Source organism: Polaribacter septentrionalilitoris, assembly GCF_009832745.1.
Classification (GTDB): Bacteria; Bacteroidota; Bacteroidia; order Flavobacteriales; family Flavobacteriaceae; genus Polaribacter; species Polaribacter septentrionalilitoris.
This window is the reverse complement of record NZ_VRMJ01000009.1, coordinates 1-15,933: the sequence shown is the minus strand read 5'-3', so window position 1 is coordinate 15,933 and position 15,933 is coordinate 1. Positions and strand designations below refer to the sequence as shown.

The 15,933-nt window shown below is 31.4% G+C and carries 9 protein-coding genes; 3 read left to right on the top strand and 6 right to left on the bottom strand.

All coding sequences use genetic code 11. The features are described from left to right. From FP421_RS02095 to FP421_RS02080, 4 genes are all read right to left on the bottom strand, one after another. Nucleotides 1-689 (bottom strand): hypothetical protein (locus FP421_RS02095; RefSeq protein ID WP_159947150.1); only part of this gene is annotated, 689 nt, incomplete at its 3' end. Next, nucleotides 670-1,224 (bottom strand): hypothetical protein, encoded by a 555-nt coding sequence (locus tag FP421_RS02090; protein ID WP_159947148.1) that lies wholly within the window; start codon nt 1,222-1,224, stop codon nt 670-672. The genes FP421_RS02090 and FP421_RS02095, both read right to left, overlap by 20 nt. Continuing rightward, the gene (locus tag FP421_RS02085; RefSeq protein ID WP_159947146.1) at nt 1,208-1,765 is read right to left on the bottom strand and encodes an RNA polymerase sigma factor; all 558 of its coding nucleotides are present in this window, start codon (nt 1,763-1,765) and stop codon (nt 1,208-1,210) included. Before FP421_RS02085 ends, FP421_RS02090 begins: the two co-directional genes overlap by 17 nt. Before the next feature lie 81 nt (nt 1,766-1,846). Then, on the bottom strand, nt 1,847-3,601 hold the full coding sequence (locus FP421_RS02080; RefSeq protein ID WP_159947144.1) for a tetratricopeptide repeat-containing sensor histidine kinase: 1,755 nt from the start codon (nt 3,599-3,601) through the stop codon (nt 1,847-1,849). Nucleotides 3,602-3,818: 217 nt separating this feature from the next. Here FP421_RS02080 and meaB point away from each other — a divergent pair, with 217 nt between their 5' ends. Both meaB and FP421_RS02070 read left to right on the top strand, forming a co-directional pair. Then, nucleotides 3,819-4,886, top strand: a complete 1,068-nt coding sequence (gene meaB, locus FP421_RS02075; RefSeq protein WP_159947142.1) for a methylmalonyl Co-A mutase-associated GTPase MeaB — start codon at nt 3,819-3,821, stop codon at nt 4,884-4,886. Nucleotides 4,887-4,995: 109 nt separating this feature from the next. Then, a complete protein-coding gene (locus FP421_RS02070; protein WP_159947140.1) occupies nt 4,996-5,574 on the top strand; it encodes an outer membrane beta-barrel protein in 579 nt (192 codons plus the stop codon). 182 nt (nt 5,575-5,756) lie between these two features. Here the strand turns inward: FP421_RS02070 and FP421_RS02065 are convergent, their stop codons facing one another. Both FP421_RS02065 and recG read right to left on the bottom strand, forming a co-directional pair. Continuing rightward, nucleotides 5,757-6,953: a serine hydrolase domain-containing protein gene (locus tag FP421_RS02065; protein ID WP_159947138.1), complete on the bottom strand. Its 1,197-nt coding sequence runs from the start codon at nt 6,951-6,953 to the stop codon at nt 5,757-5,759. 102 nt (nt 6,954-7,055) lie between these two features. Continuing rightward, nucleotides 7,056-9,152: an ATP-dependent DNA helicase RecG gene (gene recG / locus FP421_RS02060; protein WP_159947136.1), complete on the bottom strand. Its 2,097-nt coding sequence runs from the start codon at nt 9,150-9,152 to the stop codon at nt 7,056-7,058. Between the two features lie 212 nt (nt 9,153-9,364). Between recG and FP421_RS02055 the strand changes: the two genes are divergently transcribed. Further along, nucleotides 9,365-15,742: a T9SS type A sorting domain-containing protein gene (locus FP421_RS02055; RefSeq protein WP_159947134.1), complete on the top strand. Its 6,378-nt coding sequence runs from the start codon at nt 9,365-9,367 to the stop codon at nt 15,740-15,742. Nucleotides 15,743-15,933 lie beyond the last annotated feature (191 nt).

The following is a 15,933-nucleotide window of genomic DNA, read 5'->3' as shown; positions in this document are numbered from 1 at the left end:
TCTACTTTAGCTTTGGCTAATTCTTTTTTCATTTTTACTTTAGATTCCACAAAGTTTTTTCTTAGTTTTTCTTTGCTCTCAGCAAGTTCTTTTTTTAACTCTTGATACTTTTTTGTCTTTTTAAAAGCTTCCCATTCTTTTTTGGATTTAATAACAATATTATTATTTCCATGATTCCAAGTAAAATTGTAGTTCCCATTTTCACCAATTTTATCATCGATATCATCTAAATCCTCTAGGATTTCATCGTAATCAAAATCGAAATCGAAATCAAAATTCATTTCTGGTAGCACAATAAGATCTACATCTGGAATTTCTATATCTGGAAAAGAAAAATCCATATCATTAAAGAAAATAAAGTCTGTTTTTGCACCCAAACCATAACTTCCTTTTGAAGTGATTTCTACTTTTTTACTATTTCCTAAGGCTTCAAAATCCCAGTTTTTAAAGTACTTTTCTGTTTCCTTTTTAGAGAGTCCTTCAATTTCAATATATGCTTCAACTTGAACCTGGTTTTTATTCCAAGTGGTTACGTTAATATCAGTATTTGTAGCATTTATTTCTATGACTACATCTTTATTTACATTAAAATTTTCAGTAAATTTCTTATCGAACTTTTGGGCAAATGCTGTTCCTAAGAAACAGATGGCTGTAAAAGTGATAATGTTTTTATATAATTTGTGTTTCATTTTTATTTAAATTTTTAAGTTGTTTTAATTGCTTTTTCAAGCGTTTTAACAGCTGTAAACGTAATTGTAAATTACGTATCAATGCATCTATGGTAGCATCATTAACTCCTTTGGTATTGAGCTCTTTGGTTAATGATTTGTATTCTTTGGTGAGTTCTGCAATTTTTAACAGATATCCGTCTATAATTTCTTTATTTTCTTCCGTTAACTCTAACTCACTTATTTCTAAGTTTATACTATTTACATAATAACTTTCTATAGTTTGAAACTCTGGTGATATATTTCCTAAAGTAATTTCTTTAGGTGTTGTTTTTGGGTCTTTCTCTATTGTATTGGTAGGATAAAAATTGATAGCTAAACTCACTAACAAAACAATTGAAGCTGCTATAGATAACCATTTTAAACTTCTCTTTTTGGGTTGCTGTTGATGGAATTCTTGCTGCAATAAATCTTCAAATTTTGATGAATGATTTACCGAAAGCTCAATGTTTTCTTCTTTATATCCTTTTAATAAATCTCTAATATCCTTCTGCATAACTCCTATTTTTTAATTGTTCTTTCAATATTTTTTTTCCTCTTAACAAATGTGTTCTTGATGTGTTTTCAGTAATGTTTAAAATGCTTGATATTTCTTGATGATCATAACCTTCTAATAGATATAAGGTTAAAACCAACCTGTATTTTTCTTTTAAATTGTTTATCACTTCAACAATTTCATCCACACAAATATCACTATCTACTGTCCAATCTTCTTCATTATCTAATTGATACACCTCTTCGTTTATGGTAACTAATTCTAACTTTTTCTTTTTTAAAAAATCTATACTTTGATTGATAACAATTCTTTTTAACCAAGCACCAAAAGCGACTTCATTTTTATAATTATCCATATACTTAAACGCTTTGATAAATGCTTCTTGCATTACCTCTTCAGCCACAAAACGATCTTTTACATATCGAAAAGCGATATTCAGCATTGCTTGACAATACAAATTATACAATTGCATTTGCGCTTTTGCATTATTGTTTTTGCATTGGTCAATGATTGGTTGATGTAACTGTTTGGTTTTACTCATTGATACTTTCTTGCCTTAAAGACGATACATTTTTTGTAGTGTTGCAAAATGGATAATTTTTTTCAAAAAAAAATCCTCTTTTTAAAGAGGAATTATAATTCGTGCTGTAGTTCCTGAATTTGGACTTGGTTCATAATTGATTGATCCTTTAATCATATCTATTCTATTCTTGATGTTCAAAACACCATGACCTTTTTTGTTTTCATTTTTCATTCCAACTCCATTATCCTCTAAAAAGAAAATAAGTTCTTCATTTTGTTTGTATAGCATTACGTTTACTTCTGTGGCTTTAGAATGTTTTACCACATTTGTAATTAACTCTTGCGCTACTCTATACAAACTAATTTCTATGCGTTCGTCAAAACGCTGTTCTACATTAAAATAATCGAACTTAAACTCTATTTCTGAATATAAAAATGAGGTTTTTAACAAATCGTTTAAAGCTTCTACCAAACCACTTTCTAATAAAGTTCTTGGCATCATTTGATGCGAAATATTACGAATTTCATCTGCAGATTTAGAGCAGTTCTCGTAAATGTCATCCAAAGCTTTCTTTTGATTTAGATCTTTTTCTTTCTCTTTTACATGATTAATCGCCATTTTTAAAGCTGCCATTTCTTGCCCAATACCATCATGCAAATCTTTACTAATGCGTTTACGCTCGTCTTCAGAAGCCCTAACCACAGCTTCAAAACCTCTTTCTTTTTCCTCTAAAATAGCTTGTTGTAATTTTTGTTTTTGTTTTGCTTTATTTCTATTGTAAAAGAGTAATCCTCCTAAAACTAAAAAACCTAAACCTCCAATTAATAAAAGTTGTGTATTTCTTTGAGAAGCAATAGTTGCTTTCTGTGTTTGAAGCTCTAGATTTTGTGCTGTAATTTTATTCTCCTTTTCAGCCGTTTTGTATTTTACCTCTAAACTAGAAATTTTGTTTAAATTATTTTCATTGATTATAGAGTCTCTATAAATACTTTTCATTTTAAAATACGCTAAGGCTTTTTTAGCATTGTTTCTTTTGGTTTCTAACTCATACAAATAATTGTAATTATCTACCAAGTTTAATTTATCTTTTAAATGCTTGAATAAAACTAAACTTTCTTTTAATGCTTTTTCTGATTTTTGAAACTGATTGATATTATAATATGCCTCTCCTAAGTTCATTTTTGCTATACCAATAGCTACTTTATCTTCATATTCTTCTGCCAATTTTAAAGATTTACGATAATAACTTATGGCTTTATTAAAATCATTTTTATAGAAATAAATGGCTCCTATATTAGAATATAAAGCAGCTATACCTTCTAAATGAACAGTTTCATTTATTAATTTTTCTACTTTTTTATACACTTTTAAAGATTCATCTAATTTTCCAAACATCAAAAGCATATTCCCTTTCTCAAGGTAAACAGGAGATAAAACATCACTAGTTAACTTATTTTCTAAAGCTATTTTTTCTGCTTTCTCTACTTGCTTTAAAGCTTCTTTATATTTTTTAAGTCGCCAGTAATTTTGTCCTATGGCTAAATCTGCCATAACTCCGGTAACTGTATCTTTATTTTGATATGATAAGTCTCTAGATTTAAAAAAATAATCCATAGAAATTTCAAAATCACCCAAAAACTTATAAATAACACCAAGTCTTTGGTATGCTTTTGCCATTAAAAGTGGGTCATTTATATTTTTACCAATTTTTAGTGCTATCAATTGCTGTTCTCTAGCTTTGTTATATTGTCCTTTTTGTGAATAATAAACTCCCAAAGAAGAATTATATCTAGAAAGCCACACAGAGTCTTTTGGTTTTATCTTATTTTTTAGTTTATCTAAATAAAAACTCATGGAATCTAATTGCGAATACTGAGTTCTTATAATACGTTCATAAAGAAATTCTAATTCTTTTGTATTGTTTTCTTGAGCGAAAACATTGGAAAAAATGAATAAAAAAAAGGTAAAATAAAGTAGTACTTGTCTTATTTTCATAACAATAGAAGTGTAATAGTTAGTCAATGCAAAATATAAATTTTATTTTTCACTTCAAAGGTTTACTTTTACTGTGATGAATACAAATAAATCTGCTCTACACGAAAACGATGGTGTTTCACAACCAGAAACTACCAATAAACTCAGTGCAGAAAAAATAAAACAAAACAGAGCTAAACAAAATTCTGTTGATAAATTTGTCTCACAAATTTTAGAAGGAAATATTACATTTCTAAGTCGTGCTATTACTTTGGTAGAAAGCACAAACCAAAACCATCAACAAAAAGCAAACAAAATTTTAGAACGCTGTTTGCCTTATGCAAATAAATCTATTCGAATTGGAATTACTGGAGTACCAGGAGTTGGTAAAAGCACCTTTATAGAAGCATTTGGAAAACATTTAACTACCCAAGGAAAGAAAGTTGCAGTTTTGGCTGTTGACCCAAGTAGTTCTCTAAATAAAGGTTCTATTCTAGGTGATAAAACAAGAATGGAGCAATTAGTTACTGATAAAAATGCGTTTATTAGACCTTCTCCTTCTGGAATGTCTTTGGGTGGTGTTGCACAAAAAACTAGAGAAAGTATTATTCTTTGTGAAGCTGCTGGTTTTGATACTATTTTAATTGAAACTGTTGGTGTAGGGCAATCTGAAACCTTGGTGCATTCTATGGTTGATTTTTTCTTGCTCTTAAAACTTGCTGGTGCAGGTGATGAATTACAAGGCATTAAACGTGGAATTATAGAAATGGCAGATGCCATTGTGATAAACAAAGCTGATGGTGATAATAAAAAAAATGCTAAAATTGCTAAAGTTGAGTTTAACAGAGCATTGCATTTATATCCTTTAAAAGAAAGCAATTGGCAACCCAAAGTTATAACTGCTAGTGCTTTAAAAAACAAAGGAATAAACAAAGTAGATGAAATGATTCAAGAATATCTTAAAGTGGTCAAAGAAAATAATTATTTTTCTAAAAAAAGAAATGAACAAAATAGATATTGGCTATTGGCTACCATAGAACAACAACTAAAAGCTAATTTTTATCATAACCCAAAAATAAAAACAGCATTGGCAAAAGAAATTTTAGATTTAGAAAATGGAAAAACAACCCCTTTTAATGCTGCTAAAAGATTGTTAGCGCTGTAATTTAGTTTGTTTCTAAACATAATAAATATAACTTCGTTAACTCCTAATATAAGTCATTAAAACGACGTAATATTTATCTTAAGTTGTTAGGTAATTTAAAAACTGAACTATGAAACAAAAATTATTATTGACATTATTACTATTTTTTTCAATCAAATCATTTTCTCAAAATTCAAAATTTAGCATTGAGGCTAACTATCCAATTACTATTGACAATAATTTTCTAGGAGATGATTCATATGGAATAGTTGACCTCGGAATGAAATACAGATTTGCTGAATTTAATCCTGCACATATTGGAATCAGTTTAAATGGTGGAGTACTGATTGATAACTCAAATCAGAATAATTCACCTCAAGACTTTTTAGTGACTACTTATATTATTCAACCCAAAATCTTTACTGAACTTAATTTTGAATCTATAGAAAAATTACATCCTTTTTTAGGTTTAGGATATACATTTATGAATTTTCAATTATCAGGTTCAAATAACGGAATGGATGTTTCTGGTGAATCTGAGAATTTGAGTGGATTTGGGTTAAATTTAGGAGTTGCTTATGACATAAGTAATAAAGTTTTTGTTCAAGTTCAATATGATTTTACCAAACTAAATGTAGACGATGTTCTAGATATAAAGTTTAATACAAATGTCAACTTACTGAAAATTGGAATTGGACTTAAAATATAAAAAACTACCTACAACAATGTATAACTGCAATTACGACGGATTCGACTACGCTCTAATCCACTCTGAATTACTAACTTTAGTGTCTAACCGAATGTTAACGCATATTAACCCGTAACTGACGGTTATACTAGACCGTTAATGAAATTCACAAAAACTAAGTTTCTTTTACTAAAGCACTTATATCAAACAGCAAAGTTTTGAGTGATAATTTTCTTTATTTTTCGATTTAAAGATTTTAGCGCATTATAGCTGGTATGTTCTAAAACAATTATCACCAAATCATCTTCTAAATAATTGGTAAGTGCTGTACTAAACCCATTCCATTTTCCATGATGATAAATCTTGTTTTTTTCTCTTGGGTCAATTCGAAATCCAAAACCATAAGGTACTTTTCTACCATAAATAGTTTCTCCGTTAGCATACATTAAATCTAAAGATTCTTTAGAAAGTAGTTTACCAGAATTTAATCCGTAAGTCCATTTATACAAATCTTCTGCGGTAGAATACACATTTTTATCACCAACAACTGCATCATTTACAGTATTTCCTATACTGATATGTTTCCAACCCCTGTACAAACGAAACCCTTTTAATTGATTTTGATGAACATCATCATTTACAGCACTATAGACATAAGAATTTTTCATATCTAAAGGCTCAAAAATATTCTTTTGTAGAAAATTGTTAAATGAAGTGCCTGAAATTTTTTCTACTATAGAAGCCAAAACAAAGTAAGCGGTATTCGAATAATCAAAATTACGACCTGGTCTAAAAAAACGTCCTACATTAGATGACGTTAAAAGTTGCATCATGTCACTATTTGTAGGGGGTACTTTTTTATTCCATTTATGCTCTGCTACCCAAAAATATTTAGGCAATCCTGCAGTATGGTTTAATAAATTTTTAATTGTAATATTCTCATAAGGAAAATCAGGAAAATAAGTATTGATAGTATCTGTAATCTTTAATTTATTACGTTCTGCCAACAACATAATAGCTACAGCTGTAAACTGTTTACTTACGGATGCCAATTGAAACGTAGATTCTTCTTTTATGGGTATTTTTTTTCTAAAGTCTGCATAACCAATCTGATTTTTATAGACAATTTTTTTATTTTTTGCTACTAATATAGCTCCATGAAAATCGTGTCTTTTATGAATCCTTTTTATTAAAGAATCTAATTTATGATTTACTTTTTTAGTAAGTTCTTTTGAGTGATATTCAACAGAAACAATAGGCTTTTTAACAATAGGTTTTTCAGTAACTTCTGCCTTAGGCAATACTTTCTTTTCTTTAACTCCAGAGGTACTTTGAGAAAAAAGAAAGAGTATAAATATAGCTATGAGACTGATCAGTATTTCCTTACTGTATTTTTTCAAAAAATTAGTTTAAGATTGTGTAAATTTAATCATATTATATTTAAATCAAAATGTTGTTGTTTGATAGTCAAAAACATCAAATTTCACTATTAAAAACATCATTTAACTAATATTACTCCATATTTTAGAGGATGAACTCATTTTAGCAAACGCTTTATTGATTAAAATATTTTCCTTTTTGGATAAATTAGGATCTTCTTGTAAAAGATCAATGGCTGTATTTCTTGCTACAACTAAAATGTTTGTGTCTTTAACAACATCAGCAATTTTTAGATTTAAGACACCACTTTGTTGTGTTCCCATAATATTTCCTGGACCTCGTAATTTTAAATCTACCTCAGCAATTTTAAATCCGTCTGAAGTTGCTGTCATTGTTTTGAGTCGTGTTTTTGCTTCTTCAGATAATTTGTAACTCGATAATAAAATACAATAACTTTGGTCTGCTCCTCTACCTACTCTTCCTCTTAACTGATGCAACTGACTCAAACCAAAACGTTCTGCACTCTCAATAACCATAACACTTGCATTAGGTACATTAACACCAACTTCTATCACAGTTGTGGCTACCATAATTTGTGTTTCTCCTTTTACAAAACGCTGCATTTCATATTCTTTATCTGCAGGTTTCATTTTACCATGCACAATACTAATTTGATAGTTTGGTGATGGAAATTCTCGAGAAATACTCTCGTAACCGTCCATTAAATCTTTATAATCCATAGCTTCAGACTCTTGAATTAAAGGATACACCACATACACTTGCCTGCCTTTTACAATTTCATCCTTTAGAAACTTAAAAACCGATAAACGATTACTATCAAAGCGATGAACAGTTTTTACTTCTTTTCTTCCTGGTGGTAATTCATCAATCACAGAAATGTCTAAATCACCATATACAGACATTGCCAATGTTCTTGGAATTGGTGTTGCTGTCATCACTAAAATGTGGGGAGGTAAAGAGTTTTTGGACCATAATTTTGCACGTTGTTTTACCCCAAAACGATGTTGTTCATCAATAATAGCAATTCCTAAATTTTGAAACTTTACTTTATCTTCTAATAACGCATGTGTGCCTATTAAAATATGTAAACTTCCGTTTTCTAAAGCTTCATGAATTGCTCTTCTTTTTTTGGTTTTTGATGAACCTGTTAGCAATTGAACAGTAATTGTAGTTTCTTGTAACAATTCTGAAATGGCATTAAAATGTTGCGTTGCTAAAATTTCTGTTGGTGCCATAATGGTGGCTTGAAATCCGTTATCAATGGCCAACAGCATGGTTAATAAGGCCACAATGGTTTTTCCAGAACCCACATCTCCTTGTAACAATCTGTTCATATGTGCACCAGAACCTACATCTTTTCTGATTTCTTTTAACACTCTTTTTTGAGCATTTGTTAATTGAAATGGTAAATGATTGTTATAAAAATTATTAAAACATTCACCCACATGATCAAAAACAAATCCTTTAATTTTTGTTTTGTTGATGAGTTTCTTTCTCACCAATTGCAATTGGATGAAAAATAATTCTTCAAATTTTAAACGATATTGGGCCTTTGCTAAATATTCTTGACTTTTAGGAAAATGAGCATTTAACAATGCATCACGTTTGTGTATCAACTTAAAATCATCAATAATTTTGGTTGATAAACTTTCTTGAATTCCATCATAAACTTGTTGCAATAAGTTCTGAATGTAAGTACGCATCAATTTATTAGAAACTCCAGCATTGGTTAATTTCTCTGTAGATGGATACACAGGCTGCATTTTAGTTTGCAACTTTTTTTTGTATTCTTTTACCAATTCTAGTTCTGGATGCGGAATGCTAAAACTTCCATTAAAATGATTCAACTTTCCATACACCACATAAGGCTGATTGATTTTTAATGAATCTTTAATCCATTTTTGTCCTTTAAACCAAACCAACTCCATGCTCCCAGAGTCATCTTGAAAGGTAGCTACTAACCTACTTCCTCTTTTTTGAGCAACCGATTTTACATGGGTGATTTTTCCAACAATTTGCACTTCAGAAGTATTGGGTTGTAATTCTTTTATCTGATAAAATTTCGTTTTATCGATATATCGAAAAGGAAAAAAATTGAGTAAATCATTGCAGGACTTAATACCCAATTCTTTATACAAAAGCGTTGCTCTTTGCACGCTTATTCCTTTAATATAAGTTATTGGGTAGTCTAAATTCAAGCTTCAATAGTTCTAATTACTAAAATACGTAAATCAATAATAAAAACATATATTTTAAAAATCATTATTAAATTTTCTTCGTATTTTTTGTAAGTAATTGACTTTTAAGGAAATATAGTGTCAAAAAATTAACGAATGCTTAAATATTAAACTAAAATGATGTGTAAATTATTGAAAATTATTAGTATATTTGTTATAATACCTTGTTTACTATGAAAAACAAATTAAAAAGTTTAGCTACAACGTTGTGTTTACTATGCTTTACATTAAATAGTATCGCACAAACACCAGGTCTTATTATTGAGGGTACAGATCCAAATGGTGTTCTAGACCCAGCCCCTTATAAAGATGGTTATGTTTCTTTACCACCTAGTCAAACACCCAGTCAATTTACAAATATTGGTTTCCCTCCAAATATAAACCCAACAGATATAAATGATATTTTATATAGTCAAATTGCATATAAATCAATACCTCAAGTTGAAGTTGAACCTGTTGGTGATGTAACAAAAGGACCTAATTGTGGGTTTACAGATATGGTAGAAGATGCAGATAGTAAATCTACATACTATTCTATTGATGGCACTGCTAATATTTTATTTAGATTTAGATTAGGAGATGCAAAACCCAATTCTAAAGGGTATTCTGTATTGATAGATACTGATGAAAAATTTGGGTTTACTGGTCCAAATGCAGACCCTAATGCTAAGGTTGGTAATCCTGGTTTTGAGGTAGAAATTGTCTTAAGAACCAATTTTTCGATTGATGTACGTAACATAGACGACTCAAATACTGGTGGTAATTTAGTAACATCTTTTCCGTATACAACACACGCAATAAAGTCTATAGCATTAACCACAGTATGTGATGACCCAGATTATTTTTATGATTTTTATGTACCATATAATGCACAAGTTCAAACTGTATTAACGCCTGCAAGCAAATTAAGAATGGTAACTATGACTTCTATAGCACCAAAAGAAGCAGTGGGGCAAAACACTACATCAGATATTAGTGGTATAGACGATAGTAGCGGTTCTAAAGACAATTTATTTGAAGAAATAATAAACAACCAAACCCCTGTAGATAACACAGAAGACCCAGTAGAAAGAGCAGATTGTCCTTTAATAACTGGTTCTATTATTGCTGGTACTGGTGTAACCATTAATGGAACAAACGAATTTGTATCTGGTAGTACAACAGAAATAGAAGTTTTTATTGATGGTGTAAGCCAAGGAACGCCAACTACGACAACTACAAATGGTACTTGGAGTTACACTATACCTGGTGCAATTACAGAAGGGCAAGAAATAAAAGCAAGGGCTACTATAAAAGATGGAACAACAATAATAAAGGGTACTTCTATAGATAATTGTAGTGTAAAAACCGTTTTATTAACTGCTTGCACCCCTCCTGCAACACCTGTTATTACAGGCATTGGCGCTAGTGGTGGTAAAATTATACAAGGTACCTCAGGATTTACTACTGGAACAGCTGTACAAATACGTATTTTTAGTAACCAAACAGAAGTTACTTGGGGAGGTGCAGCAACAGATGGGACAACTGGTTACTTTACCGCAACTATAGGTACAGATGGTGCTTGGTCTATTAATAGTGGTGGTGGTTTTAAGGCACCTTCAGGTTACTACACAGTAATTATAATGGCTTCTTCAGATACGAATTGTCAATCTATTGCTAGTGCTCCTTTTGCTTATTGTGATGAATTTCCCAATACTGCGAGTGGTGCAGTAACATTTACAACTCCAACAACACTATTAACAACAACCACATCTATAAGTGGTGCAGCACAAACAAATTCTGTAGTTAGATTATATAAAAATAATGTGTATACAGGGTTATCTAGTCCTAATGATGGTATAGCTGCTTGGTCTATAGATATCTCTAGTCTTACATTAGTAGTTGGTGATGTACTATATGTTTCCAATTTACAAGCTACAGCACAATGTACCTCAGTAAGTGCAAATAGGACATTAACAATTCAATCATTACAACCCGCTTTAGATGGAGACTTTTGTGTTGATACAACTTTAACCACCGTTACAGGTACCTCTAACGAAATTGGAGGTACTGTGCGTATATATTCTGGAGGCACTCCTGTAACAACAGCAAGCACACTTGATGCAACTACAGGAACTGTACAAATAGACGGAACTTGGTCAGTTACTTTAACTACCCCAATTAGTCCTGGAAGTTATGTTGCTGCAACAGTACAAAATATTCCTCTAGGTGAAACAGAAAGCGAAATTACTGATAGTTCTACTGATACCTTTTTAGTAAAATCTAAAACTACTTTTACAGATTTATCTATTACCTCAGACCCAATTACAGAAGGAGATGTTAGTATATCTGGTACTATAGATGCCGCTAATGGAAACTATACCATACAATTGTATCTCGATGGTGCCTTAATAGAAAACAAAACAACAACCGTAACTGCCAGCGCTGGTAGTGATGTTGCTTGGACAATTAGTGATTTAGACAATGTAGTTTCTGGTCTTAATTTTGATGAACTCTCTTCAGATGCAATTGTTACGGTAACTGCTACCCTATCTGGTGGTTGTGAGAGCGATCCATCATCATCAAAAGTAGTGGTATGTTCACCACCTGCAACCCCAACTATAGCAGCAGTAACACCATCACCTATATGTGAAAACGGTATCTTTACGGTTACCATTGTAGATGCACAACCTGGTTTAATATATCAATTATTAGATCAAGACAACAATACAGTTGGGCCTTCTATTGTTGGTCCAAATCCAGCAGCAGATAAAACTATAGATTCAGATCCAATACCATTTGGTACTACTTCTCTTAAAGTAAGAGCAACAAAAATTTTTGGTACTTGTACAAGTGTAGAATCTAATGCTGTAAGTGTTACTGTAAATCCCTCACCAACAATTACGTTTGGAGCAAATCCTTTTGCTACATTTAACGCTAGTCCACAAACTGTAGATTTAGAATATACATTACCTAGCACGAATATACCTAACCAATATAAAATTGATTTTGATAATGCTAGTTTAGCAGCCGAAAATTCGGGTATAACTAGTTTTACTAATTTTACATCATCACCAATCGTAATAGATATTCCCGCTAGTTTACCAGAAGGTGTATATACAGCTACTGTAATAATTAAAGAAACAACTACACCTGAAAGTTGTGAAAAAAGTTATCCAATAACCATTACTATTTTAAACCCAAATGCACCTACAATAACTTTAACTAATTCTAGCGTTTCATTATGTTCGGGTACTACAACTGCAGAATTTGTTTATTCAGCTACAACTAACAGTCCTACATCATATTCCGTAGACTTTAATGATGTTGCTAACCTACAAGGCTTTACAGATTTAACAGATGTTGCCTTGCCTGCTACTCCAATAACCATTACAGTTCCTTCTAGCCCAAATGCAGGAACTTATAACGGAACTATTAGATTAAAAACCGCTGGCGGAATTGTAAGTCAAGAATATCCAATAACCATATCAATAGAAGTTACAGATCCAGGAATTATTGGACAAAATCAAATTATTTCTACTAATGAAAATGCAGCTACATTTACATCAATTCAAGATGGTTCTGGTGTAGGAGGTGTTACCTATCTATGGCAAAAAAGTACAATAAGTGCTACAGCAGGTTTTAATGCAGCGACTGGTGCAAATACAAATACTACATATACTGACCCTGACCCTCTTACACAAACCACCTATTACAGAAGAGTTGCAACAAGTGTTGACAATGGCTGTACTACAGAAAATACCAGTAATGTAATTACAGTTACTGTATTAGGTTTTGCAGGTACACCAATGATTACACAGGTGTATCAATTTGGAGATGAACGTTGGATAGAAATTACCAATATACATCCAACAGATGCAGTACCTACAAGTAGCATAAATGTGGCTCTTTTTAGAGATAAAACTCGAGTTTTAGATGGTACCAACCCTGATGCTGTTTTTACCCTAGCAAGCAACCTCCCTGCAGGTGAATCTGTATTATTTAAAAATACAAATAGTGTTTTAGGTTCAGTAACTGGATCTCTAACAACTGGTTCACCTCTAACAAATGATAATCTAACAGAGATTGACGGAGGTAACGATATCATTATTTTATCAACAACTACAGGTGCTACAGCTTGGGAAAATAGGTACGATATGGTTTCAAGTATTTCTAACAAAACATCTTTGGTAAGAATTGATGAAACAACCGCTACGAATAAAACCTATACAGAAAGTGAGTGGGTTACCTTTATAGATGATGCTATTAAAGTCTATGGAGATCCAACAGTTGCTGCAAGCGAAGGGAGGCATCCACATGCTCCTTTAGTGTCAGAAATTACTGGCGCTAACACAGATGCAAATACACGTTTAGGATTGCATAGAATAGAAAAGACGACTAGAACGGGTAGTGCTTGGAATAACGGTTTTCCTGATCGTTCACGTTTTGTTGAAATTGCTGAAGATTATGAGCATTCTGGAAGCAAATTAAGTGCCAGAAAACTTACTGTTAATACATCTACAAAACTAGGTATTACCAGTAATTTATTAGTAGTTACTAATGATATTGTTCTAGAAGGAGATATCAGACTAATTGATGCGACAGGAAACAGTAATGCACAATTAATTCAAACGCATGAATCTGCCAGTTTGGTAACAGGTGGAGGTAAATTGTTAGTAGACCAAAACTCTACAGTACCAAGTAAATATCGATACAATTATATGGGATCACCTGTTAAAAGTGCTTCAGGCTCTACTACCTATACCATAGCTGATGTTTTTAAAGATGGTACTAATCCAACAACTTTTGCAGGAACTATAAATACAGATATCGCTAAAGACATTACTTTTTTAGGTGGATTAAATTATGATGGAGATACTACAGACCCAATAACTTTAGCAGATTATTGGATGTATACCCATGCATCTAGTGATGGAGGTAGATCTGCCTGGGTACAAAAAAGAAGTACAGGTACCATACCTAATACTGATGGATTTATTTTTAAAGGTCCTGGTAGGGAGCAAAATTATACCTTCTTAGGAATTCCTAAAGATGGAACAATTACGACTTCAGTTGGGGGAGATGAATCCTATTTAGTTGCAAACCCTTATGCATCAGCCATAAGTGTCAAAGAATTTATAGAAGATAATTTAAGCGCTATAACTGGTACATTATATTTTTGGAAACATGCAGGAGAATTAGATGACACTGGAGCTACTTCAGGTCATAATTTTGCTGGATATGTGGGTGGTTATGCTACGAGAAATATTTCTACAGGAGTAACTGCTAAAGCAGCTAACTTAAGTGGCGAAACAGGTATGGTAGATATTACTTTAGAAGCAGAGGATGGAGAAAATACTAGCAGTGGCGAATTAGAAGGAACTGCTGTTTTATTAAATGCTGCTACAGATTCTATTACTTTTAAAAATATACCCAGAAGTGTAGATTCATTAAGAATTAGTTACAAATCTAATAATAGTAAAATAATTGACATAAAGGTAAATAACGTAACTAAAAAAACGATAACCTTACCTTCTACTTCTAATGTTTTAAGTATAGAAACAGTTTCTTTATGTGTTTTTGTTGGAAGTAATATTACTATTGCATCTACAAATACAGATCCAGTTATTATAGATTATTTAAACCTTTATGATATGAATGGAGAAGTTTTATGCTCTCCAACTCAAGGTGATGCTATTTTTCAAGAACCAGAGGCTTACATACCCATTGGTCAAGGATTTTTTGTTTCTGGAGATGCCGATGGAGGTACAATTATCTTCGACAACAGCCAAAGAGAATATAAAATTGAAGGTACTGGAAGTTCAGTGTTTTTTAAATCGTCTTCATCAAAATCAGACCCAAATAGTATTCTAAGCTTGCCTATTATAAAGTTAGGTATGGACTTTAAAGATGTAGATGATGGTAGAAGTTATCATAGACAAATTGCAGCATCTTTTAGTCCTTTTACATCTTTTAGCTATGATAAAGGATACGATTCTCAAATTAATGACATTGGTTCTACAGACATTTATTGGAAATTCCCAAATAGTGAGGAGAAGTATGTAATTACTGGAGTTCAATCAATCTCAAATGACTTAGAAGTTCCATTAGAAATTACTATGGGGGCTTCAGGACAAGTTAGTATTAATGTTGATGAAGTAAAAAACGTTACTCAAGACATTTATCTTACAGATAAAGTAGAGGGTAATTCTTATAAAATTACTAATAGCATCGCTACTTTAACCTTAGATCAAGGTATATATTCTGATAGGTTTGTATTGGCTTTCAAATCAACTGGCAGTTTGTCTGTAAATGATGATATTATAAATACATTCACTAACATTTATGTTGATCAAAAAAATAACCATATAAACATCACTAAGAAACAAGAAATTGAAATCAATAAAGTGCAATTGTTTAATCTTTTAGGAAAACAAGTAGCTTCTTGGAAAATCAAAGAACAAAGAGAAAACTATCAATTAAAAATTAAAAGAAAATTACCTACAGGAGTTTATATTGTTAAACTGAACTCAGACAAAAGAAAAAGCATTAAAAAAGTAATAATTGAATAATACCATTTAAATAATAACTTCATAAAAAAGCGACCTAAGGGTAGTCATGGTCGGAAGAAATTCCGGCCATTTTTTTAGGTTTCAAAATGGTCTAAATTTCCTTCACATTTTAGAACTATCAAGGCAATAGCTAAATTTCTGAGTTCCATTTTAAATCTTCTTTTAGCGGTTTTATAGCCTATTTTGTTAGC

Bases quoted from the DNA above. Each gene is read 5' to 3' on its own strand.
- FP421_RS02090 (WP_159947148.1), bottom strand. From the start codon at position 1,224: ATGCAGAAGGATATTAGAGATTTATTAAAAGGATATAAAGAAGAAAAC.
- FP421_RS02085 (WP_159947146.1), bottom strand. From the start codon at position 1,765: ATGAGTAAAACCAAACAGTTACATCAACCAATCATTGACCAATGCAAA.
- FP421_RS02080 (WP_159947144.1), bottom strand. From the start codon at position 3,601: ATGAGTTTTTATTTAGATAAACTAAAAAATAAGATAAAACCAAAAGAC.
- meaB (WP_159947142.1), top strand. From the start codon at position 3,819: ATGAATACAAATAAATCTGCTCTACACGAAAACGATGGTGTTTCACAA.
- FP421_RS02070 (WP_159947140.1), top strand. From the start codon at position 4,996: ATGAAACAAAAATTATTATTGACATTATTACTATTTTTTTCAATCAAA.
- FP421_RS02055 (WP_159947134.1), top strand. From the start codon at position 9,365: ATGAAAAACAAATTAAAAAGTTTAGCTACAACGTTGTGTTTACTATGC.